This is a genomic window from Terrabacter ginsenosidimutans (assembly GCF_039539425.1).
Taxonomy (GTDB): domain Bacteria; phylum Actinomycetota; class Actinomycetes; order Actinomycetales; family Dermatophilaceae; genus Terrabacter; species Terrabacter ginsenosidimutans.
The window spans coordinates 106,191-129,019 of sequence record NZ_BAABDC010000002.1; the positions used below are offsets into that span (position 1 = coordinate 106,191).

22 protein-coding genes and 1 tRNA gene are annotated in these 22,829 nt (G+C 70.6%); 14 read left to right on the forward strand and 9 right to left on the reverse strand.

The window, feature by feature from the left end; translation table 11 throughout:
- Position 1: 1 nt before the first annotated feature.
- A complete protein-coding gene (locus tag ABD831_RS06465) occupies positions 2–271 on the reverse strand; it encodes a mycoredoxin (protein ID WP_344943299.1) in 270 nt (89 codons plus the stop codon).
- Positions 272–377: 106 nt separating this feature from the next.
- Between ABD831_RS06465 and ppk2 the strand changes: the two genes are divergently transcribed.
- From ppk2 to ABD831_RS06495, 6 genes are all read left to right on the forward strand, one after another.
- On the forward strand, positions 378–1,217 hold the full coding sequence (gene ppk2 / locus ABD831_RS06470; RefSeq protein WP_344943302.1) for a polyphosphate kinase 2: 840 nt from the start codon (positions 378–380) through the stop codon (positions 1,215–1,217).
- A gap of 23 nt (positions 1,218–1,240) precedes the next feature.
- Positions 1,241–3,355, forward strand: coding sequence for an ATP-dependent DNA helicase UvrD2 (locus tag ABD831_RS06475; RefSeq protein ID WP_344945346.1), 2,115 nt, complete (start codon positions 1,241–1,243; stop codon positions 3,353–3,355).
- Between the two features lie 143 nt (positions 3,356–3,498).
- Entirely contained in the window at positions 3,499–3,762 is a 264-nt protein-coding gene (locus ABD831_RS06480) for a hypothetical protein (protein WP_142177099.1), read from the forward strand.
- 289 nt (positions 3,763–4,051) lie between these two features.
- Entirely contained in the window at positions 4,052–4,339 is a 288-nt protein-coding gene (locus ABD831_RS06485) for a WhiB family transcriptional regulator (protein ID WP_020143058.1), read from the forward strand.
- A gap of 74 nt (positions 4,340–4,413) precedes the next feature.
- Positions 4,414–4,548: a hypothetical protein gene (locus ABD831_RS06490; protein ID WP_344943306.1), complete on the forward strand. Its 135-nt coding sequence runs from the start codon at positions 4,414–4,416 to the stop codon at positions 4,546–4,548.
- Positions 4,549–4,770: 222 nt separating this feature from the next.
- Positions 4,771–4,977, forward strand: a complete 207-nt coding sequence (locus ABD831_RS06495; RefSeq protein WP_344943309.1) for a hypothetical protein — start codon at positions 4,771–4,773, stop codon at positions 4,975–4,977.
- Between the two features lie 48 nt (positions 4,978–5,025).
- Here the strand turns inward: ABD831_RS06495 and ABD831_RS06500 are convergent, their stop codons facing one another.
- The 3 genes from ABD831_RS06500 to ABD831_RS06510 form a co-directional block, all read right to left on the reverse strand.
- Positions 5,026–6,357, reverse strand: a complete 1,332-nt coding sequence (locus tag ABD831_RS06500; protein ID WP_344943313.1) for an ABC1 kinase family protein — start codon at positions 6,355–6,357, stop codon at positions 5,026–5,028.
- A gap of 228 nt (positions 6,358–6,585) precedes the next feature.
- Entirely contained in the window at positions 6,586–7,551 is a 966-nt protein-coding gene (locus ABD831_RS06505; protein ID WP_344943316.1) for a hypothetical protein, read from the reverse strand.
- A gap of 215 nt (positions 7,552–7,766) precedes the next feature.
- Positions 7,767–7,928, reverse strand: a complete 162-nt coding sequence (locus ABD831_RS06510; protein ID WP_020143053.1) for a DUF5679 domain-containing protein — start codon at positions 7,926–7,928, stop codon at positions 7,767–7,769.
- Positions 7,929–8,128: 200 nt separating this feature from the next.
- Here ABD831_RS06510 and ABD831_RS06515 point away from each other — a divergent pair, with 200 nt between their 5' ends.
- On the forward strand, positions 8,129–8,680 hold the full coding sequence (locus tag ABD831_RS06515; protein WP_142177103.1) for a YgjP-like metallopeptidase domain-containing protein: 552 nt from the start codon (positions 8,129–8,131) through the stop codon (positions 8,678–8,680).
- 74 nt (positions 8,681–8,754) lie between these two features.
- On the opposite strand, the gene ABD831_RS06520 is transcribed toward ABD831_RS06515, so the two are convergent.
- On the reverse strand, positions 8,755–9,366 hold the full coding sequence (locus tag ABD831_RS06520) for an NUDIX hydrolase (protein WP_344943320.1): 612 nt from the start codon (positions 9,364–9,366) through the stop codon (positions 8,755–8,757).
- A complete protein-coding gene (locus ABD831_RS06525; RefSeq protein WP_344943323.1) occupies positions 9,363–11,213 on the reverse strand; it encodes a zinc-dependent metalloprotease in 1,851 nt (616 codons plus the stop codon). Before ABD831_RS06525 ends, ABD831_RS06520 begins: the two co-directional genes overlap by 4 nt.
- A 174-nt stretch (positions 11,214–11,387) precedes the next feature.
- Between ABD831_RS06525 and ABD831_RS06530 the strand changes: the two genes are divergently transcribed.
- Positions 11,388–11,837, forward strand: coding sequence for a molybdenum cofactor biosynthesis protein MoaE (locus ABD831_RS06530; protein WP_344943326.1), 450 nt, complete (start codon positions 11,388–11,390; stop codon positions 11,835–11,837).
- A gap of 14 nt (positions 11,838–11,851) precedes the next feature.
- Positions 11,852–12,973, forward strand: coding sequence for a YlbL family protein (locus ABD831_RS06535; protein WP_344943329.1), 1,122 nt, complete (start codon positions 11,852–11,854; stop codon positions 12,971–12,973).
- Positions 12,974–13,051: 78 nt separating this feature from the next.
- Here ABD831_RS06535 and ABD831_RS06540 read toward each other — a convergent pair whose 3' ends face one another.
- Positions 13,052–13,582 (reverse strand): PPA1309 family protein, encoded by a 531-nt coding sequence (locus ABD831_RS06540; RefSeq protein ID WP_344943332.1) that lies wholly within the window; start codon positions 13,580–13,582, stop codon positions 13,052–13,054.
- A gap of 197 nt (positions 13,583–13,779) precedes the next feature.
- Between ABD831_RS06540 and ABD831_RS06545 the strand changes: the two genes are divergently transcribed.
- From ABD831_RS06545 to ABD831_RS06555, 3 genes are all read left to right on the forward strand, one after another.
- Positions 13,780–16,797: a UPF0182 family membrane protein gene (locus ABD831_RS06545; protein WP_344943335.1), complete on the forward strand. Its 3,018-nt coding sequence runs from the start codon at positions 13,780–13,782 to the stop codon at positions 16,795–16,797.
- Between the two features lie 144 nt (positions 16,798–16,941).
- Positions 16,942–17,015, forward strand: a tRNA-Met gene (locus tag ABD831_RS06550).
- Positions 17,016–17,162: 147 nt separating this feature from the next.
- Positions 17,163–17,672: a hypothetical protein gene (locus ABD831_RS06555; protein ID WP_344943338.1), complete on the forward strand. Its 510-nt coding sequence runs from the start codon at positions 17,163–17,165 to the stop codon at positions 17,670–17,672.
- A 799-nt stretch (positions 17,673–18,471) separates the two neighbouring features.
- Here ABD831_RS06555 and ABD831_RS06560 read toward each other — a convergent pair.
- Complete coding sequence (locus ABD831_RS06560; RefSeq protein WP_344943340.1) at positions 18,472–18,927, reverse strand: hypothetical protein; 456 nt, start codon at positions 18,925–18,927, stop codon at positions 18,472–18,474.
- Positions 18,928–19,472: 545 nt separating this feature from the next.
- Between ABD831_RS06560 and ABD831_RS06565 the strand changes: the two genes are divergently transcribed.
- A complete protein-coding gene (locus tag ABD831_RS06565; protein WP_344943342.1) occupies positions 19,473–20,105 on the forward strand; it encodes a carbohydrate ABC transporter permease in 633 nt (210 codons plus the stop codon).
- Between the two features lie 93 nt (positions 20,106–20,198).
- Positions 20,199–21,065, forward strand: coding sequence for a hypothetical protein (locus ABD831_RS06570; protein WP_344943345.1), 867 nt, complete (start codon positions 20,199–20,201; stop codon positions 21,063–21,065).
- A 39-nt stretch (positions 21,066–21,104) separates the two neighbouring features.
- On the opposite strand, the gene ABD831_RS06575 is transcribed toward ABD831_RS06570, so the two are convergent.
- Positions 21,105–22,805 (reverse strand): aminotransferase class V-fold PLP-dependent enzyme, encoded by a 1,701-nt coding sequence (locus ABD831_RS06575; RefSeq protein ID WP_344943349.1) that lies wholly within the window; start codon positions 22,803–22,805, stop codon positions 21,105–21,107.
- Positions 22,806–22,829 lie beyond the last annotated feature (24 nt).

The window sequence follows — 22,829 nt, forward strand, 5'->3', positions numbered from 1 at the left end:
GTCAGCCGGCGAGGCGGGAGCGCACCTCGGCGAGTGACGGGTTGGTCGCAGCCGAGCCGTCGGGGAAGACGACGGTCGGGACCGTGCGGTTGCCGCCGTTGACCTGCTCGACGAGGTCGACGTGCTCGGGGTTGGCTTCGAGGTCGATCTCGGTGAACGGGACACCCTCTCGGGACAGCTGGCCCTTGAGGCGGGTGCAGTAGCCGCACCACGTCGTCGTGAACATCGTGACCGAGCCCTGCTCGGGGGTGACCTGGCTGGTGTCGGGCATGGCTTCCCTTGTTCGGCGTCGGCTCGTCGCCGGCGTGTCGTCGACTCGTGGTGCGGAGGTGGGGACGGGCGCCACGGCCGTCGTCCCTCGATGCAAGGATGACCCCATGGCCAAGCGCGGCGCAAAACGACCCCGGAAGATGGACCTCCACGTCTACGAGACCGAGGTCCGTCGCCTGCAGGCCGAGCTCGTCGCCTTCCAGGAGTGGGTGCGCGCCACGGGGCAGCGCGTCGTCGTCGTCTTCGAGGGCCGCGACGCCGCCGGCAAGGGCTCGGCGATCAAACGGATCACCGAGTACCTCAGCCCCCGCGTCGCCCGCATCGCGGCGCTCCCGGCGCCGACCGACCGCGAGAAGTCGCAGTGGTACTTCCAGCGCTACATCGCCCATCTGCCGGCTGCCGGCGAGATCGTGCTGTTCGACCGGTCCTGGTACAACCGGGCCGGCGTCGAGCGGGTCATGGGCTTCTGCACCGACGAGCAGTACTCCCGCTTCCTCGAGCAGGCGCCGGTCTTCGAGCAGATGCTCGTCGACGACGGGATCATCCTGCGCAAGTACTGGTTCAGCGTCTCCGACGTCGAGCAGGAGCGCCGCTTCCGCTCCCGCGCCAAGGACCCCATGCGCCAGTGGAAGCTCTCGCCGATGGACCTCGAGTCGATCACCCGGTGGGAGGACTACTCCGAGGCGAAGGACATCATGATGGCCCGGACGAGCAGCGACCACGCTCCGTGGTACGTCGTCGAGTCCGAGGACAAGCGCCGCTCGAGGGTCAACGTGATGCACCACCTGCTCAGCTCCATCCCGCACGCGGAGGTCGCCCCCGACGTGCCCCCCGTCCCGAGGCGGCCGGCCCCGCGCGGCTACGAGCGACCGCCGCAGCACGAGCAGAACTACGTGCCGGACCACGCCGCGAGCGTGCTGGCCACCTTGAAGGGTGATCACTCCTGAGCGCCGTACCCTCCGCCGACCAGATCCTCGACGGGCTGGACCCCGAGCAGCGTGAGGTCGCGATGGCCCCGCCGGGCCCGTTGTGCATCCTCGCGGGCGCCGGCACGGGCAAGACCCGCGCCATCACCCACCGCATCGCGTATGCCGTGCACTCCGGCGCGCAGCAGCCGCAACGGGTGCTGGCGCTGACCTTCACGGCCCGCGCCGCTGGTGAGATGCGCACGCGCCTGCGCGGCCTCGGCGTCCAGGGCGTGCAGGCCCGCACGTTCCATGCCGCTGCCCTGCGCCAGCTGCACTTCTTCTGGCCGCAGGCCATCGGCGGAGCGGCCCCCGAGGTGATGAGCCACAAGGCGGCTGCCGTCGCGGAGGCGGCGAGCCGCCTGCGCATGCAGTTCGACCGCACCACCGTCCGCGACCTGGCCGCGGAGATCGAGTGGGCCAAGGTCAACCTGCTGACGCCGCAGTCGTATGCCGCCCGCGCCCGAGAGCAGCGCCGTGAGCCTCCCGGCCTCGATCTCACGGCCATGGCGAGGCTCTTCGAGGCCTATGAGGACGTCAAGCAGCGCCGAGGGGTCATCGACTTCGAGGACGTCCTGCTCCTGACGGTCGGCATCCTCGACGAGCGCGAGGACATCGCGCGCACGGTTCGGGGCCAGTACCGCCAGTTCGTCGTCGACGAGTACCAGGACGTCAACGACCTGCAGCAGCGGCTCCTCGACCAGTGGCTGGGGGAGCGCAAGGACCTCTGCGTCGTCGGCGACCCCGCCCAGACGATCTACTCCTTCACGGGAGCCAGCCCCCGCCACCTCGTCGGCTTCCCCCAGCGCTTCCCCGGAGCCCAGGTCGTGCGGCTCGTCCGCAACTACCGCTCGACCCCGCAGATCGTCGGCCTCGCCAACACGATCGTCGCGTCCGGCACGCAGGCCGCCCGCGACGGTGCGGTGCGTCTGCTCGCCCAGTCCGAGCCCGGACCGGTGCCCGAGCTGACGAACCACCCCGACGACCCGGCCGAGGCCGCTGCCGTCGCCCAGCGCATCCGCACCCTGGTCGACGGCGGTCACCCGGCGGCCGAGATCGCGATCCTCTTCCGCACCAACGCCCAGTCCGAGGCCTTCGAGTCGGCCCTCACCGATGCCGGGGTGGCCTACCTCGTGCGCGGGGGTGACCGCTTCTTCGCGCGCAAGGAGGTGCGTGACGCGATCCTGCTGCTGCGCGGTGCCGCACGCAGCGACGACGGCGACAAGCCGCTCGGCCAGATCGCGCGCGACGTGATCACCGGGGCCGGCTGGTCGCACGAGCCCCCTTCGGGCAGCGGCGCGACGCGTGAGCGCTGGGAGTCGTTGACGGCCCTGGCCACGCTCGCCGACGACATGGCGGCAGCGGCCCCCGAGGCCCGACTGCCCGAGCTGGTCGCCGAGCTGGACCGTCGTGCGGCCGAGCAGCACGCGCCCGCAGTGCAGGGTGTGACCCTCGCCAGCCTCCACGCCGCCAAGGGGCTCGAGTGGGACACCGTCTTCCTCGTCGGCGCCTCCGACGGGCTCATGCCGATCTCGATGGCCGACGGCCCCGACGCCATCGAGGAGGAGCGCCGGCTGCTCTACGTCGGGCTGACCCGCGCGCGAAGGCAGCTGTTCCTGTCGTGGTCCGGCGCCCGCACACCGGGGGCGCGCGCCACCCGCCGTGTCTCCCGCTTCCTCGCGCCCGCGGCCGACATCCTGGGCCAGGGCGCCCGCAGCGAGGCCCGCTCCGGAGGGTCCAAGCGCTCCGCTCCCAAGGTCGCGCGACTCGCACACTGTCGCGGCTGCGGCGCCGAGCTGGTCTCCGCAGCGCAGCGCAAGACCGGCCGGTGCGACGACTGCCCGCCCACCTACGACGAGGCGACGTTCGAGCGGTTGCGGACGTGGCGACTGGCCGTCGCGCGCGAGGCGAGCGTGCCGGCGTTCGTCGTGTTCACCGACGCGACGCTCACCGCGATCGCCGAGGACTCGCCGACGGATGAGGGTGGACTGTCGGTCATCAGCGGTGTGGGGGCTGCGAAGCTCGAGCGCTACGGCAGCGACGTCCTGGCGATCCTCGCCGGCGCCGACCCAGAAGAATTGATCGAAAACCGTTCTGCCGCAGAGGAATCCGCGGGATAGCGTTGCCCTGCAAAAATAAGTTCCGAAAACTTCGTTAAATCAGTTGTTCGCCCGAGAGGCGCACGCGTACCCTTGACGAAGTCAAGCCCAGTGGTCTCGGTGGCCAGCTGGGGCCCGTGAGCAGAAGTGAGGAGGTCGGCCTGATGGACAACACCACGATGACGATGAACGCAGTCTCCTGCGTCCTTTCCGTGCGTCTGCGACCGACCACCGGCGATGTCCGCCTGGCGGCCACGCGTGCTCCGGAGCAGGGGACCACTGTGTCCATCGCCGCCGTCATGGGCGGCCGCGTCGCCGACTTCCGCGCTCCGATCCAGGGAGACGTCTCGGTTTCCGGCCTCACGTTCGCCCCCGCCTACAAGACCCTCGATGTCGTTCGCTCCCGCTCTGGGAGGCCCCCGGTCTGAACAGACCCGAAGCCTCACCTCCAGGCCGCGAACCCGACATCACCGGGTCCGCGGCCTTCGTGTTTCCCGGGGGAGTTCCCCGGCCGAATGCCGCTCCCACACCGCACCACCGACACCGCCAGAGAGAGCACCCGACCGGGTGCCTGACAGATCAGGGACACAGATGACTCCCCGGATGCCGAGCAGCAGGACCGAGACGCGCACCACCGGTGCAGGTCTGCGGACCAAGCCAGACACGAGTGAGCAGGGGCACCCCACCACGGGCGCCCAGGAGACGGAGGTGAGAACGATGCAGCTGAGCGAGTTGATCGACATGAGAACCGAGGCGGAGCAGGTCGGCGAGACCATTCCGTGCCGCGACTACGACGCGGAGCTCTGGTTCGCCGAGCGACCCGAGGACGTCGAGTTCGCCAAGACGCTCTGCGGGCTCTGCCCCGCGCGCGTCCAGTGCCTCGCCGGCGCCCTCGAGCGTCAGGAGCCGTGGGGAGTCTGGGGCGGGCAGCTGCTCGTCCAGGGCGCCATCGTGGCTCGCAAGCGGCCCCGTGGCCGTCCGCGCAAGCACCCCGTGGCCGCCTGAGCCTGCGTGACGACGCATGTCCCAGGCGCCGACGACCATCGAACACAACCCTTTTCACAGACCAGGAGAACGTCATGAACCAGCTCGAGATGCTGGCTCGCGACCGGATCAACCAGCGCAGTCAGCGCCAGGAACGCAGCGGCATCCGTCGCAGCGCCCGGCTGATCGCCCAGGAGATCCGCGCCAGTCGACGCCACAACGAGAAGTGAACGACCGCGCCACGAGGCGCGTTGCAGGACAAGTGAATCAAGCGAGCGAGCCGCGGGTGACGCGCACGTCACCCGCGGTTCCGCACGTCCGGGGCCGAACGCCCCGCACCTGAGGCGCCTGCTCGGCCCACCGCCTCGAGCTGGACGGCCACCGGTTCCCGCGTGGCGCCGCACCGTGCCCCCGCATCGGCGGATACTGGAGCCAGGAGAAGGGAGAAGCCCATGAACACTCCTGCCGGTGAGACCGCGAACGACCAGCAGCTCGTCTGCTCCAGCTGCGGGACGTCTCCGCCGCCCGACGAGCAGTCCGCGGCCCGGCTCACGTGGAGCCGCGGCTCCGACGGCGGCCGCACGACCTGGACGTGCGAGCGGTGCAGCCGGGTGAACCTCCGCTCGATCGAGGGCAAGCTCGACCCCGTCTGGTGGTGACGACCGCGACCTCACGGTCGACCAGGGAGGCGTGAGGGCGCCGGGAGCTCAGTCCGAGCCATCGACCGGCGGCAGGTCGGCGCCCGGCAGCAGCTCGTCGACGATGGCCCGTCCGTGGACGGTGCCCCCGAGCTGGCTGAGCACGCCGATGCCCCCACCCCACACCCGGTGGATGAGGAGGTACTCCGGCGGGAGGTTGAGCTTGTAGGCGACGGCGTAGTTGGGCTGGCGCGGGTCGTTGATGTGGGCGAAGACGCCACGCAGCCAGTCCCTGCTGAACGTGAAGGTGTCACTGCGGAACGGCGCCATGAACGGCTCGAGGTAGTCGAGGAGCCGCTCCGGGTCGAGATCGATGCGCTGCTTGACGAAGCCGATCTCCCGCAGACCCTCGAGCACGTCGTCGGCGCTGCCCCGGAGACCGGTCGTCAGCAGAGGCCCGATCTCGGGCGGCATGCCGTCGGGCAGTCGGTTGACGGCGCCGAAGTCGATGACGCCGAGGCGCCCGTCGGGGGTGATCCGGAAGTTGCCCGGGTGCGGGTCTGCATGCAGCAGCCCCGCGCGCGCCGGCCCGGCCAGCAGGAAGCGCAGGTAGAGCTGCGAGGCGACGTCACGCTGCTCCTGGGTGCCCTCGGCGATGATCCGCGACAGCGGCACGCCGTCGAGCCACTCCGAGACGATGACGTGCTCGCGGCCGTCGACGACGTGCGGCACGGCGAAGTCGGGGTCGTCCTCGAACGCGGCCGCGAAGGTCGACTGGGACTCGGCCTCGAGGCGGTAGTCGAGCTCCTCGGCCATCCGGTCGCGCAGCTCGTCGAGGATCGGGCCGAGCTCGATGCCGGGGACCCAGCTCGCCGCGACCCTGGCCACCCGACTGAGCTGCTTGATGTCGCTCATGAGCGCGGCGCCGGCGCCGGGGTACTGGATCTTCACCGCGACGTCCCGGCCGTCCTTCCAGACGGCGCGGTGGACCTGGCCGATGGAGGCCGAGGCCACGGGGTGGTCGTCGAACGAGACGAACTTGCTGCGCCACCGCGTGCCGAGCTCGGCGCGCAGGACGCCGTGGACCGAGCTCGTCGGCATCGGCGGTGCGCTGTCCTGCAGCTTGGTCAGGGTGGCGCGGTAGTGCACCGCCAGGTCCTCCGGGAGGGCCGCCTCGAAGATCGAGAGGGCCTGCCCGAACTTCATCGCGCCGCCCTTGAGCTCGCCGAGCACCTGGAAGAGCTGCTGGGCGGTGCGGGCCTGCAGCTCTGCGGCCACGAGCTCGGCGGGCCGGCCGCCGAGGCGCTTGCCGAGGCCGAGGGCGGTGCGGCCGGCGAAACCGAGCGGCACCGAGGCCAGCTTGGCCGAGCGCACGACGGCCTTGCGGGGCAGGTCCGTCACGTCGCACCTCCTCGGGCGGTCGTCGGTCTCGGGTCGGTCGGTCTGGGGTCGTCGGTCTCGGGCGGACACCGGCGCCGGGCCGACGCCGGTGACGCAACGACAGCACCCGGCGGCGGGTCGGCGCCCACCCTCGACTCTATGTGTACCCGCCCGAGACGGTGCAGGGCGCACCAGCGTGTACAGCCTTGGCCCAGGTCGCCGGACCGGGCTGCTCGGTCGAGCCTCCGGTCAGGCCCCGCGCGGAATCGACCCGTCCACAGCACGACCTCTGGCGGTGAGCTCGTCGCGGCGAGCTGTCGTCGCCCAGGGGCGAGCCGCGTGCCCAGGGCAGAGCGGGTGCGTCGGCCATCGCCGGTGGTCCATGCGCGGCCACGGGAGGCTGACCTCGACCGACACGCCCGGTGGGGGCGGATGGCCCTCGAGGACGCCCGTGACGAGGAGCGTGACACTGCCGACCACGAGGTGGGCCAGGCCGGGACTGAGGGCGTCGTGCCGTCCCTCCGCCGGGCCGGCGAGCGCGAGCGTGCGAGGCGGCGCCGCCTGGCTCATCACGGCAGGCCAGGCCTCGTCGCGGTCGGCCCGGTGTCGTTCGAGGCACCAGAGGCACGGTGCGCCGGGGGAGTCGTCGACGAGCGGGCCGATCACGGTGCGTGGGCCGGCGGGTGCCACGGGCAGGTGCGGCACTCCGTGGCTCAGCCACAGCTCGCCGCGACGGGGATCGACGACCGGCGACCCGACGAGGATGACGAGGTCGGGCCGGGGTCGTCCGGGCGAGGCCACCGCCCGGTCGACGCCAGCCCGGCCGTGCACGACCGTCGTCCCGGCCTGGGCCAGGGCCGCGGCGATGCCGGAGGCGACCTCGCCGCAGCCGTCGACGACCACGCGTCCCGTCGGGGCAGACTCCGAGGTGCCGACGGGCGCCGTGCGGTCGGTGAGCAGACCCAGCTCGCTCGTGAGCTGGAGCAGGGCGCGCCAGCGAGCCGGTCGGACGCCGGCATCGGCTGCCACGCGATCGGTCGACGTGAGCGGGAGGGCACCGTCGAGGCGGGCGAGCAGGCCGACCTCGACGTCGGTCACGCCCGTGACGACGGGTCCACCGGGCAACACGCCGAACTGGACCTCGCCGGGTCTGCGGGTCAGCGGTCGCAGCCAGGCCGGCAGGCGTGGGTGCGACGGGACGGCAGCAGCGGACATGGGACCTCCAGACCCGGTGGCTCCTCCAGCGGCCGCCACCCTCGGTCGACAGGCTCGCAGCCGCTCCCGTGGGCGCGTGGGCGTCGTCCACAGCCGGATACCCAACGCACCCACCGATGCGCACCACCGACGCGGCCCCGGGCATGCGCGAGGGGGCGGGACCGTGTGGTCCCGCCCCCTCGATCTGCGGCGTCAGTGACGCCGCCGCGACCCGGTCAGGCCTTGCCCAGAATGCGGTTGAGGTTGGTACCGCAGACGGGGCACTGTCCCTTGGCCATCCGGCGACCGTTGTCGGAAACGACAACCTTGCCCTCGGCCTCGCGCTTCTCCTTGCACTTCACGCAGTAGAACTCGCCCTTGTAGGTCTCGTCAGCCATTGATGTCTCCTTGTTGACGGCACCCATCCGACGGGTGCCTCGACTCGTTCAACCCTAAGGCACGCTGAGCACGAAATCATGCTCATCCCCGCTTGGCGCGCCCGTGCGGGGTGCGGTATGGCGCGCGGGCGCGGCCGTGCGTGGACCGTGTCGGGGCCGTGCTCCGGGCCGTTGTCACCGCCCTGACCTACCCTGCCCTCATGACGACGGTGCGACGCGAGGTGGTGCACACGGTGGTCGACGGGGTGACCGTCGAGGTCCGTCGCAGTGCCAAGCGCCGGCGCACCGTCTCGGCCTACCGCCAGGAGGGGCGCCTCGTCGTGCTCGTGCCGGCGCGGATGAGCCGCGCCGAGGAGGGCGAGTGGGTGCGCACGATGGTGGCGCGCGTCGCCGCCTCCGAGCAGCGCCGCCAGCGCAGCGACAGCGACCTCGAGCAGCGCGCCCTCGCCCTGTCCCGCGAGCACCTCGGTGGCAGGGCCGTCCCGGCCAGCGTCCGTTGGGTGTCCAACCAGAACTCGCGCTGGGGCTCGTGCACACCCGCTGAGGGCTCGATTCGCTTGTCCGACAAGCTTCGTGGCATGCCGAGCTGGGTCGTCGACTACGTCCTGCTCCACGAGCTCGCACACCTGCTCCAGCCCGGTCACGGGCCGGACTTCTGGGAGCTGTTGCGCGGCTACCCGCGCCTCGAACGCGCCCGCGGCTACCTCCAGGGCGTCTCGGCGGCAGCGGGTCTCGATCTCAGCGACGAGTGAGCGCGCCCACCAGCTCCGCCTGACGGCATACGACCACGTATGCCGTGACGCGCGCTCCCGCACACCGCGTCGGTTCAGCGGGGGAGGCGGCGCAGAGCAGCGTCGACGAGCGGCTGCAGGTCCTCTCGTGTGCCCTCGGGCAGGCCGTCGACCGGCCACCACCGCACGTCGATCGACTCGGGGCTGACGGCGGCCTCGGCCGTGCGCGGGGTCACGGCTGCGAAGCGGATGTCCAGGTGCTCGCGGCACCGCCCGAAGTCACCGTCCAGCATGTGGCGGTCGAGCTGGACGATCTCCGGAAGGGCCGAGATGTCGGAGATGCCCGACTCCTCACGCGCCTCACGCGTTGCCGCATGCCACACCGAGGCGTCGCCCGGCTCGAAATGACCCCCGAACTGGAACCAGGCCCGGGCCCGGCGGTGCAGGGTGAGCAGAACCGATCCGCCGCCCTCGTCGAGCACGATGACGCTTCCCGTCAGGTGCGCCGGCGGTCCGGCCTTGCTCACGGCGTCAGGGTGCGCGTGCAGGTGGTCGAGGAAGTCGCGTCGCAGCGTCTCCTGCTGCTCGTCGGGCGCCTCCCACGTCTCCAGCCGGCGGACGACGTCGTCGTGGAGCCGGCGCCAGCTCGCGGCGTCGGTGCTGTCCGGTGGGGTGGGGCCGGTCAGGGCGGGTCCCGTCGCCGTCACCGGGTCGGGCCCGCGTCGCCCTGGGTGTCCGACGGTTCGTCGCCGTCGGAGCGGTCGGGCTGGTCGGTTTGGTCGGACCGGTCGCCCTCGGCTGTCGGTTCGGGAGCTGTCCCGCGCTCGCGGTCGGCGTCCTCGAGGATGCCTTGAAGCACGGAGTCGAGGTCGGCGCCCAGCCCAGCGCCCTCGGCTCCGGGGCTCGCGTCCGTCAGGGCGGCCTCCGAGCCGGTGCCGGTCGCGCGCTGGACGAAACCGATGGGGTCGTCGAGGTCGGCGGAGGTCGGCGCCAGGTCCGGGTGGGCCCAGCGACCGTCGCGCAGGGTCGCCCCTCCGCTGCTCTCGAGGGCCGCCCAGAGGTTCGCGGCGTCACGCAGCCGGCGCGGGCGCAGCTCGAGACCGACGAGCCCGGCGAAGGTCTTCTGCGCCGCACCACCGACGCGGCGTCGGCGGATCGTCTCGGCCAGCGCTGCCGACTGCGGCAGGTGCTGGGCCGTGGTGCGGTCGGTGACGTGGTCGACCCAGCCCTCCGCCAGGGCGAGGAGGGTCTCGAGGCGGTCGAGCGCGGCCCGTTGGGCGGGAGTGGGTTGGGGCCGGAAGAGGTTGCCCTGCAGCGCCGACCGGAGCGCCTCCGGGTCGGACGGGTCGATCGTCGACAGCGCGGACTCGATGGCCTCGGTGTCGATGGTGATGTTGCGGGCGTAGTCGGACACGGCCGAGAGCAGCTGCGGCCCGAGCCACGGCACCTGGGAGAAGAGGCGGACCCGTGCGGCCTCGCGCACGGCGAGGTAGAGACGCACCTGTGCCACATCGATCTCGAGCGACTCGGCCAGCTGGGCGACGTTGCCGGGCAGCAGGGCGACGAGGCCGGGCTCGGTCAGCGGCAGGCCGACCTCCGTGCCGCTCACGACCTCCGTCGCGAGCGTGCCGACGGCCTGGCCGAGCTGCGCCGAGAACATCTGCCGGCTGAGGTTGCCGAGCATCGGAGCCCACTGCTCGACCATCTGCCGCGGGTCGAAGCCTTCCGGCAGACCCTCGGGCAGCGCGTCGCCGAAGGCTTCCGGACCGAGCTCGCCGACCTGCTTGCGCATGGCCTCGGACGTCGCGGCGGTGACGCCGTCGGAGACGGGCTCGATGAGCTCGAACCAGCGCGGCATCGTCGCATCGACCCACTCGGCGCGGCTGAAGCCGGTCGCCCGCCACGCGGGGGAGTCGAGCGTCGTCTGCTCGTCGAGCCACAGGGTCGCCACGGCGACGGCGTCGGTCACCGCGCGAGCGGCGGCCTCGTCGTGCACGTCGTTGCCCTCGACGCCCATCACGTGGCGGCGGGCGACCTCGGTGGCCATGTCCCGCGAGCCGGTCGGCGACTCCTGCGCCGCCATGAAGGTGCCGAGCTGGGCTCGCATCGCGGCCTGCGTCGCGGGGTCCGTGGGGTCGACACCCATGCTCTTCATGACCTCGGCGAGCTCCGGGTTCTCGGCGGCCTCGCCGAGCACCTTCTCGAGCATCGCGCCGAGGTCGGAGGGGTCCATGCCGCCGAGGTCGGGCAGCCCCGGGAAGCCCCCACCGAACCCGCCGCCGGCACCCGCGCCGAAGCCGACCGGGCCCGACCCTTGGCCGGGCGAGCCCCCACCGGGGCGGTTCAGCGGCAGCCCGAACGGGGACCCCTCGCGCGGACGCCCCTCGTCGCCGGGTGTGCCCTGCTGGTCCGGGCCGTCCTGCGCGTGTCCGGTCTCAGGCTCGCCACCGGGCTCGACACCTCGCTCACCGCCGGGCTCACCGCCGGGCACCGTGCCGGACTCGTCGTCCTTGTCGCTGTGGTTGTCGTCACCGCGTCCACGGTCGTCGGCCATGCCTGCTCATCCCCACTCGAACGGATCTCGTCACGGCCGTCCGGCCGCACATCAAGACAACCACGGATCGACCCCGTTGGTTCCCGGTGCCGGGCCCGTCGGCGCCGTGTCCGGTGCTCCGGTCGCGACGGCAACGGCACGCGCGTGTCGGCCACGCGGCATACCATTGCGGGCGTGACGGTCACCCTGGTCGAGATCCGCGAGACACCCCTGTCTGTCGACGAGGTGCTCGCGAGCGTCTCCTCGCCCCGCGCCGGTGGGGTGTGCCTGTTCGTCGGGACCGTGCGTGACCACGACGGGCCGGCCGCCGCCGACGTCGACGGGGCAGCCGACAAGACGGTGGCCGCGCTCGACTACTCCGCGCACCCGCAGGCCGCCGAGACCGCACGGGTGCTCGCGGACCGGTTGGCCGGCGACGGTCGCGCGGTCCGGATCGCCGTCGTGCACCGCGTCGGGCACCTCGAGGTGGGCGACGTCGCCGTCGTCGTCGGGGTCAGCGCCGAGCACCGCGGTGAGGCCTTCGAGGTCTGCCGCGAGCTCATCGACGAGTTCAAGGCCACGATCCCGATCTGGAAGCACCAGAGGTTCGCCGACGGCGCCGACGAGTGGGTCGGGCTGCCGTGAGGACGATCAAGCGCGTGCCGGAGCAGCCCTCCGGCACCGACCTGCCGACGCGCGCCGAGGTGCTCGAGGACGAGGGCCGCGGTCGGTTGACGCGCGGCAACAAGGCGGTCCTCGCCGCCTTCTTCCTCTTCCTCGTGGTCATGGTCGTCGGCTCCGTCGTCCACCTGCCGTATGCCGTCATGAGCCCGGGCCCGACGCAGGACACCCTGGGCACCTCGACCGACGGCAAGGGAAAGCCGATCATCGCGATCTCGGGTCTGCCGACCTACCCGACCGACGGGGCGCTGCGCTTCACGACGGTGCGTGTCGAGGGCGGCCCCGGCTACCCCGTCGACGCCTGGGACATCCTGCAGGCGTGGATCGACCCGGCCCGCGACGTCCTCCCGGTCGACGACGTCTTCGACCCCAAGGTCACCCAGGAGCAGGTGGCCGAGGAGAACGCCATCCAGATGGAGGGCTCGCAGGAGGAGGCCACCGCCGTCGCGCTGCGGGCGATCGGCAAGCAGGTGCCGACCCACGTCGCCATCGCCGGCATCACCGACGCCTCCAAGGCCAAGGGATTGCTCGAGGTGGGGGACCGTCTCGACCGCATCGACGGCGTGGAGATCGCCTCCACCCAAGCGGTCCGCGACGTGCTGCAGAAGAAGAAGCCCGGTGACTCGGTGTCGATGACCGTCACCCGCAAGGGCAAGGAGCAAACGCTCGAGGTCCCGACAGTGGCCGGGCAGGGCGGACGTACCGCCCTCGGAGTGCTGCTCGGGCTCGACCACGACTTCCCGGCCAAGGTCGCCATCGATGCCGGGGCCATCGGCGGACCGTCCGCGGGGCTGATGTTCTCCCTCGGCATCTACGACAAGCTGACGCCCGGCCCCTTGGCCGGAGGCCGCCAGATCGCGGGCACCGGCACGATCGACGACCAGGGTGTGGTCGGTCCGATCGGCGGCATCCGGCAGAAGCTGGCCGGCGCCCGCTCGGACGGCGCGGAGTACTTCCTCGCCCCCGCCGACAACTGTGACGAGGTGGTCGGGCACGTGCCCGACGGCCTCGACGTCTTCAAGGTCGGCACCTTCGACGAGGGCCGCACGGCCGTCGAGGCCATCGCCAAGGGGCAGACGGGCTCGCTGCCGCGCTGCTGAAGTGCTGCCGGTGAGGCGCACCGGTGAGGTCGCGCCGCTGAGGTCCCGCCTGCGGACCCCGCCGACGCGGCCCTGAACTCAGTCCTCGAACGTCGCCTTGAGCGCCTCGACGAGCCCCGGCGCGATGTCCTTGCCGGTCGCGACGGCGTCGTCTGAGTCGTGGTCGCGCTGACGGAGCAGGCAGATCGACGCCCCGCCGCGCAGGACGGCCACGACGAGCCGCACGTCCTTGCGGTCCGGGTGGGCGGCGAGGTGGTCGACGGCGTCCTCGCCGCGCGACGGCAGCTCACGTTCGGCCTCGGGCGGCACCACCATCCGCTCGATGGCGAAGGCGCAGCCGTCGACCTCGTCGGGCCAGGCGAGCCGGCCGAGCAGGGTCTCGAGCGAGGTCGTCGTCGGCAGGCCCTCCTGCTCGATGGCCGTCAGGGCTCCCTCGGCGAGGTCCGAGGGTCCCATCTGCTCGCGCAGCTGCGGCTCGCGCTCGAGCAGGTCGGCGGTGCGCACGAGGGCGAAGAGCCGGGCCGGCTGGTCCCAGCCGGCGGCGGCGACGTGGCGCTCGGTGTCGAGGGCGGCGATGGCGAGGGGGTCGATGACGGGCTGTGCGTTCACGTGCCCATGCTGCCGTATGCCGGCGGCGGGGCCGGCACGAGACCCGCGAGGACCGGCCTGGTCTCGTGCCGGTCACGTTGGGGTATCACGCAGCGGGTGCGCCGGGAGCGCGGGTTATGGTTGCCGCAGGCGGCCGGAGGAGGCTGCCCACGGGTCCGCCCGACCACCTGCCCGCCCCAGCACCCAAGGCACTCGACGTGAGCGACAGCAACTTCGGCCCCCCGCCGGGCAACAAAGACGACGACTCGGGCCCGGCCCGACGCGGCGACACCACCGCGCTCCCACCCACACGGCGCCCGCTCGTCACCTCGCTCGTCGTGGCGGCAGCACTGCTCGTGGTGATCGCGATCGCGGCGCAGTTCTGGACCGAGGTGCTGTGGTACCAGTCGGTCGGATTCTCCGGTGTGTTCAGCACCCAGGTCGTCACGAAGATCCTGCTGGGTCTCGTCGGCGGTCTGCTGACGGCGGCGATGGTGTGGTCGAGCATCCACTTCGCCTACCGCAACCGGCCGATCTACGCCCCCTCGCCCGACACCCAGGCCATGGAGCACTACCGCCAGCTGGTCGAGCCGATGCGCCGCACCGCGACGGTTGCGGCGCCGCTCGCCGTCGGCCTCTTCGCCGGCCTGTCCGCCGCGACGCAGTGGGACACGTTCCTGCTCTGGCGCAACGGCAGCCCGTTCGGCACCAACGACCCCGAGTTCGGTCTGGACATCGGCTTCTTCGTCTTCGACCTGCCCTGGATCAACTTCGTCGTCGCGTTCCTGACGATGATCCTCGTCATCGGTTTCATCACCGCCGCGTTCACGCACTACCTCTACGGCGGCATCGTCGCCAGCACGAAGATGCGCTCGACGCAGGCGGCCCGCGTGCACCTGTCGGTCATCGCCGCCGTCCTGGTGCTCGTGCGGGCCGTGGCCTTCTGGATCGACCGCTACAATCTCGCGACCGCGCAGTCGACGAAGATCACCGGCATCCAGTACACCGAGTCGCACGCGATCATCCCGACGAAGGGGATCCTCGCGATCGCTGCCGTCATGTGCGCCGTCATGTTCCTCACGACGATCTGGACGCGTTCGTGGCGCCTGCCGCTCGTGGGGGTCGCGGTGCTCGCCGTCATCGTCGTCGCGGTCGGCGGCATCTACCCGGCTCTCGTGCAGTCGCTGAAGGTGCGACCGTCGGAGAAGTCGCTCGAGCTTCAGTACATCAAGCGCAACATCGAGGCGACGCGAGCGGCCTACGGCTTCAACGCCATCGACGTCCAGTCCTACGACACGAAGACCGTCGCAGCACCGGGCCAGCTGCGCGGTGACGCGGCCACGGTGCCGGGCATCCGCCTCATCGACCCCAACGTCGTGGGCCCGACCTTCAAGCAGCTCGAGGCGAGCAAGGGCTACTACCAGTTCGCCGACGTGCTCGACGTCGACCGCTACCAGATCGACGGCAAGTCCCAGGACACCGTCATCGCCGCCCGTGAGCTCGACCTCAACGGTGTGCCCGACGCGCAGCGCAACTGGCTCAACGACCACACCGTCTACACCCACGGCTACGGCGTCGTCGCGGCCAAGGGCAACACCCGCGAGAGCGACGGTCGTCCGACCTTCTTCGAGTCGCAGATCGGCACCGAGGGCGCGCTCGGCAAGTACGAGCCGCGCATCTACTTCGGCGAGAACTCGCCCGAGTACTCCATCGTCGGCGGCAACAAGCAGGAGTTCGATTACCCGGACCCCGAGGGCACCGGGCAGATCAACTACACCTACGCCGGCACGGGCGGCGTGCAGCTCGACGCCATCAAGCGTCTGGCGTATGCCGTGAAGTACCGCGAGATCAACTTCCTCCTCTCCGACGCGGTGACCAACGACTCGCGCGTGCTCGACCACCGCACGCCGCGAGAGCGCGTGCAGCGCGTCGCGCCGTGGCTCACCCTCGACGGCAACGCCTACCCGGCCGTCGTGGACAACCGGGTGCTCTGGGTCCTCGACGGCTACACGACGTCGGCCAACTACCCGTACTCGCAGAACACGACGCTCGACACCGCCACGGAGGACGCCGTCACGAGCACCCGCACCTCGGTGCGCGCCGTGCAGGCCGGTCAGGTCAACTACGTCCGCAACTCCGTCAAGGCCACGGTCGACGCCTACGACGGCACCGTGACGCTCTACCAGTGGGACGAGCAGGACCCCGTGCTCAAGGCGTGGATGTCGATCTTCCCCGGCACCGTCAAGCCGCTCAGCGACATCAAGGGCTCGCTCATGTCGCACCTGCGCTACCCGGAGGACCTCTTCAAGGTCCAGCGCACGCTGCTGGAGAAGTACCACGACCAGGACGCAGGGTCCTTCTACGGGGGCCAGAACTTCTGGCGGGTGCCCGACGACCCGACCCAGCCGGCCGAGAGCCTGCCCCAACCGCCGTACTACCTCTCGCTCGCCATGCCCGACCAGGCGAGTCCGGCCTTCTCCCTCACGTCGACCTTCATGCCGACCGGCGACCGCAACGTGCTCTCGGGCTTCCTCGCGGTCGACGGTGACGCCGGGTCCGAGACCGGGAAGAAGTCCTCGAACTACGGCAAGCTGCGCCTGCTCGAGACGACGGGCGGCTCGGTCAACGGGCCGGGCCTGGTCTACAACGACATGCGGACCTCGACCGTGACCTCGAACGACGCATCGCTCGGGCGGCAGCTGACCTTGGCCCAGTTCATCTCGACGACGTCGTCGACCGGGGCCAGCGTCATCTTCGGCAACCAGCTGACGCTGCCCGTCGGTGGGGGACTCCTCTACGTCCAGCCGATCTACGTCCAGGCTCGTTCGACCGGGTCGGGCACCTACCCTCGCCTGTCGGCGGTCGCGGTCGCCTTCGGAGACAAGATCGCCTGGGCCGGGTCGCTCGACGCGGCACTCAACGACCTCTTCGGTGGCTCGTCGGGAGCCCAGGCGGGTGACACCGGAACGACGCCCACCCCGGTACCGACCCCGACAGGGACTGCGACGCCCACCCCGACGCCGTCAGGCACCGCGACCCCGGCGCCGACCGGCACCCCGGACGCGGCCGCACTGTCCAAGGCGCTCAAGGATGCGCAGGCGGCCTACGTCAAGGGCGAGGCGGCCCTGCGCAAGGGTGACTTCGCGGCCTACGGCCAGGCGCAGTCCGAGCTCAAGAGCGCCCTCGAACGGGCGGTCAACGCCTCTCCGCAGGGCAGGGCGACAGCCACGCCCTGACGAACGACGCTCGACAACTGCTTGTGGCAGCACGCGAATCGCGTGCTGCCACAAGTCTTTTCGGCCTTCGGCACGCTGATTCAGCGCACATGGCCGTCTCGATTTGGTCCTGCGCGAGGTTTCGCGTAACGTTGCTCTTGCCGACGCGGGGTGGAGCAGCTCGGTAGCTCGCCGGGCTCATAACCCGGAGGTCGCAGGTTCAAATCCTGCCCCCGCTACTGATCGCGTCAGCGAAGACGAAGGGCCCGGAGAGATCCGGGCCCTTCGTCGCGTTCGGCTCCAGCACTGGCGTGTTTCCGCCCGTCAGGCAAGGCTGGTCCTCGAGGCGCCGACCGATGGCGCCTCGAGAGGCTGGAGGGGGCCACGTGGCGGAGACGGCGAGGACCCGAGGCCGGGCGACGCGCCTGATCGCGCGCGGCAACCCCGGAGGACTGCTCTACGGGGCGATCATCACCGGTGCCGTCATGAGCGCCACGGCCAACCATGCGCCCTCGACGGCGCGAGTCGTCGTCGCGGCGGTCTTCGTGCTCGGGGTCTACTGGCTGGCCGACGTCTACGTGCGCGCCTTCGCCGACCAGTTCGAGCACGGACGCTCGCCCCTGGCGCGGCGGCTGCTCGACGCCGCCCGTCACGAGTCGCGCGTGCTCCTCGGTGGCGTGCCCGCGCTCGTGGTGGTGGTGCTCGCCTCGCTGCTCGGTGCCGACACGGCCCTTGCCGTCTATCTCGCCCTGTGGTTGACCGTCGTCGAGCTCGGAGCCATCGGCTACCTCGCGGCCCGCCACGCCAGCGCGAGCCGCCGGGAGGCCTTCGTCGAGTCGCTCGCCGCAGCCCTGCTCGGGATCGTCATGGTCCTGGCCAAGACCTTCCTGCACTGAAGCCCGCCCAGGGTCGAGGGCGAAGTCCGCAGGCAGACCCTCGACCGTCACCTCGCCTGAGGCCTCGACGACGACCGAGACGGAGGCCTCACCGACCTGCAGCCCCTTGACCGTGAGTGCGCCGAACGGCAGGGGGAGGGCCGGACGCACACGCACGCGGGGGCCCGGAACGTCCACCGTGATCCCGAGCGCCACCGTGAGCAGCGCGGCGGCCCAGGCATGCGGGCAGCAGGATGCCGGGCATGGCGCCCACTGCCGGATCGTGGCCGAGTCGGCGACGAGCTCGATGAGGCGGCAGTCGAACGCCTCGCCGACGTCCAGTAGCTTGGTCGCGACCAGTGCGGCCCGATGGGTGTGGCCCTGGCGTGCCATCCCCAGGACGCAGGTGGCGGTGTCGTCCACCCACCGCGATCCCGCGTGGTAGCCGATCGAGTTGGGCCGCCGTTGTCGGTCGCGAGCGTCCGTGATGCCGAAGTCACCCAGCATCGTTGTGCCGACCAGCATGTCGGTGACGCGCTGGGCTTCGACTGAAGTGAGCGACCCTGTGCCGAGCGTGAATACGAGACCTCCGGGCGGTGCGAGAGTAGGCACTCCTCACATCACCCGGAGGTTCTCCTCGTCATCAACAGGTCGCCATCGTCCTAGCTGCCTACAACTAGAGCCGAAGCGAGTTCAGTGGGACGCAAAGACGATGACTAACACTGCTCAAGCCACAACCGTGTACTCGAGTGTCGCTGGCGGACTATACCGAGTGCTCCTGAGCGTGATTGGGCACGTCCAACTCGACGCAAAAAATTTGCTACGCGACCGGGGTCGCAAGCCACGCCCCCTTGACAGGCTGGAAAGACACACGCTGCGTCACGAGTGTGGGACCACGACCCCATACTCGTTCGAGATCTGCACCAATCGCCGCCTCCGAGAAGGAGTAATAGACGTGATCGTGAACAGAGTAGCCACTGTAAATGTAACGGTTGGGGTTGTAAGAGTAGCTCCGCACGTAGTTGAGTGCGAAGGTCGATCCAGACCAGATCTCGTCCCCGGCAACGTCACCCGCGCGTGCAAAGACGACGCCCCCGCGCGTGATCCCGTGCTTGGAACTGTAATCGCCGATGCCGTTGAAACCGCCAGAATAGGACATCGAAGAGTTGATCCAGTGAATCCCCACCGTTGTCCCCGCGCAGGTGCGCAGGTCACGATAGGTGACAGACGCGTTGATGGTTACCACGCCCGAGACGTATTTTCCCGTCTTTGTCATCGTGGCTGACTCGTAGCAGTAACTGGCCGCGTTGGCTGACGGAGCCGCCATGAGTGCGAAACAGCCTGCCAGAGCCGCGGTGATTGAAACGCTGAGTGCCCGCAAGAAGAACCTGCCACGAAACCTGCGACTAACCACAAAACACCTCCTCGCATAGAAACGAATTCGCCCGGACTCAGGCGTGCGCTTCAGTATGCACGTGTGGAGTGCAGGGCGGCGTCAAATCAGAAGCAAAGTCCCGCGGACGTGAAGCGGACATGGCTCTGCGCTTTCACGCATACCTCCAGCTGTGATTGCCGCCACAGAGGAGCGCCTGGAGGTTTGAGTTTCATGCGCCTGCCCAGCGCGGTTCACCTGTCACGTGGTTGACTCAGCGCGAGTCGCGACGAATTGCCGCCCCACCGAACAATGGCCATCAGGCAACGGGCGCGCTTCGTGAGGGCTGGGCAAGACTATGCGCTGTCGCTGGTGCCCAACCCCTTCACCGCGCAGGTGTGGCAGCGCATCTTCGGCCAAACCGGGGACTCGTCGGTCCCGGTCACGACGTGGGGGCAGAACTCGGTCCTCATCACCCTCGTCGTCACCGCGGCCCGCGTCTTCCTCGACTCGCTGGCCGGCTACGCGCTCTCCGGCTGCACTTCCGCGGCCGCAAGGCCGTCTTCGCCGGTCTCCTCGCCGTCATGGCGGTGCCGGGGGTCGCCCTGCTCATCCCGAAGTTCCTCATGGTCAACTACCTCGGCATCTACGACACCTACACGGCGATGATCCTGCCGCTCATCGTCGACGCCGCCGGTGTCTTCATCATGAAGCAGTTCTTCGACTCCGTCCCGGTGTCGGTCGAGGAGGCCGCCCGCATGGACGGCGCGAGCATCTTCCGGACCTTCTGGTCGGTCGTGCTCCCCATGGCCAAACCGGCCCTCATCACCCTGACCATCCTGTCCTTCCAGGGGTCGTGGAACGAGTTCTCGCACTTCCTCGTGGTGACCAAGGGGACCGCTGAGCACCAGACGCTCGTCACCGGCCTCGCGAGCCTGATCAGCGGCGGCCAGGGTGCCAGCACGCAGTACCCGCTCAAGCTCGGCACCGCCCTGCTCACGACGATCCCGGTCGCGCTGCTCTTCTTCGCCCTGCAGCGCTACTTCATCCGGGGCGCCAACGAGGGCGGCGTCAAGGGCTGATCCCCGGTCCTGTCTCTTGCGGATTTCGCCTGCCGGGCCGGGCCCCGTCTGCGACAGTCGCAGTCCCGGGGTCCGGCACGCAGGAGGTGCGTCATGTCATCGAGACCAAGGCTGTCGGCCGCGGCTGCGATGCTCGTGCTCATGGTCGGGTCGGTCGTGCTGTCGGCGCAGCCGTCGGCCGCCGCGACGGCGCCGGGCCGCGCGATGTGGGTCTGGTCGTGGACCGACGCCGGGTCCGTCGTCCAGCTCGCCCGGACCCGTGGTGTCGGCACGCTCTTCGTGGCCGTGCCCGCCGACCTGACGACGAGCCCGAGCCTGCCGAAGGTGCGCGACCTCGCGACGCAGGCCCGTTCTGCAGGACTGCGCGTCGACGCGCTCGGCGGCGACCCCGGCTGGGTCGACAACCCGACGTGGGCGGTCGACCACTGGGTCAACCCGACCATCGCGACGGGCCTGTTCACCGGGCTGCACGTCGATGTCGAGCCGTGGACGACGACGGCCTGGACGACGAGTCAGTCGACGACCGTGTCGAGGTACCTCTCGATGCTCGACCGGCTCGTGTCGGCGAGCGGCGCGCGTCCCGTCGAGGCGGACATCCCGTTCTGGTTCGACCAGATCAAGGCGGGCAGGAGGTCGACGCTCGACAAGGAGACGATGCGCCGCGTCTCGGCCGTCACGCTCATGGCCTACCGCAACACCGCAGCCGGGACGGACGGCACCCTCGCCATCGCTGCGTCGGAGCTCGCCTCGGCCGCCGCCATGGGCAAGCCGGTGCGCATCGGGCAGGAGACGACCTACCTCGGCAGCGACCCGACCGAGGTCAAGCAGACCTTCTACGGCCAGACCCTCACCCGGATGGACGATCAGCTCGCACAGGTGGACTCGGGGGCGAGCGCCTACGCGAGCTATGCCGGCATCGCCGTGCACGACTTCACGGGGTATGCCGCGATGGCCCCGTGACGCCCACCGGCGTCGACGCCCAGGGCCGGCCGGGCTCGGTCAGCGGGACAGGCTGCGGACCGGGAGCTCGAACCACCGCAGGTGGTCGAAGTCGGCGTTGACGTGGGCCTCGTCGCACCGCTCGGGTGTCGCAGCGGCGAGGACTGCGCGAGCGTCGGCGAGGTGACCGTCGAGAGCGTCCTCACCCAACCTCTCGTGCTGCGCCGGGTAGGTGAGGTGGCCCCCCTCGAAGGTGACCTGGTGAAGTCGCAGGGGCGGCTCGACGGGGCCGTCCTGGTGCTTCCACAGGCCCGTCGCCGGCTCGAAGACGTAGTCACCGAGGAGGCGCCAGCCGTCCCGCGCGACAAGGCGTACCGCCTCGATGACGTAGTCGGCGACGACGTCGGAGATGAAGTAGTTGAAGTTGACGCGCACCCATCCCGGCTTGATGCCCTCGCAGCCGCGCCCGATCTCCCGCTCGAACTCGTGGGAGCGCTCGAGGTCGATGCCGAGCAGGTAGTGGCCGTAGGGGCCGGCGCACGAGCACCCGCCCCGGGCCTGGATGCCGAACAGGTCGTTGAGGACGGCGACGACGAAGTTGTGGTGCAGGTAGCGCTCGCCGTGCGCGCGCACGACGAAGGAGACGATCGAGAGCCGTTCGGCGTCGAGGTTGCCGAGGATCTCGATCGCGGGCTCGTCCCGCCAGGCCGCCACGGCGCGCTGGAGGAAGCGGTCCTCACGGGCCCGGATCGTCGGGACGCCGACGGCCTCCTTGAGCTTGAGGACGAGCCCGGCGCGGATCGACTCGATGATGGCCGGGGTGCCGCCCTCCTCCCGGTGCGCGGGGTCGCTGAGGTAGTCGTGGTCGTCGGGGTTGACGTAGGCGACGGTGCCGCCGCCCGGCACGTCGGGCACCCGGTTGGTCATCAGCTCGCGGCGCACGACGAGGACGCCGGGTGTGCTCGGGCCGCCGATGAACTTGTGGGGGCTCAGGAAGACGGCGTCCTTGTATGCCGCGGGGTCTGCGACGCCGCGGCCGCCGCGGCCGTACATCTCGATGTCGACGTAGGGGGCCGCGGCGGCGTAGTCCCAGAACGCGAGGGCGTCGTGCTCGTGGAGCAGCGACGAGATGGCGTCGGTGTCGGTGACGATGCCCGTGACGTTGCTCGCCGCCGAGAAGGAGCCGATGCGCAGCGGGCGCTCGGCGTGCTCGACGAGACGCTGACGCAGCACGGCGATGTCGACGTGTCCGTCGAGGTCCTGCGGGATGACGACGACGTCGGCGACGCACTCACGCCACATGACCTCGTTGGAGTGGTGTTCGTAGGGGCCGATGAAGATGACGGGGCGTTGGTCGGCAGGGACGAGATCGCTGGCGTGCCAACGGTCCTCGAAGTTGGAGGGGATGCGCAGACCGAGGATGCCGACGAGCTTGTCGATGGCTCCCGTGCACCCTGAACCGGCGAAGACGACCACCGTCTCGTCGTCACCACCCACGGCGTCACGGATCGTCCGGCGGGCGTCCTCGCGCAGACGAGTCGTCTGCAGGCCCGTACCCGAGCTCTCGGTGTGCGTGTTGGCGTAGCGGGGGAGCACCTCGTCGCGGATGAAGTCCTCGATGAAGGACAGGCCGCGGCCGGAGGCGGTGTAGTCGGCGTAGGTGACGCGCCGCGGACCGTAGGGGCCGTGCATCACCTGGTCCTCGCCGATGACGCCGGCGCGGATCGTGTCGAGCAGGACGTCCTCCGGTGTTCCTTCCATGGGCTGATCATACCGATTGGTGAT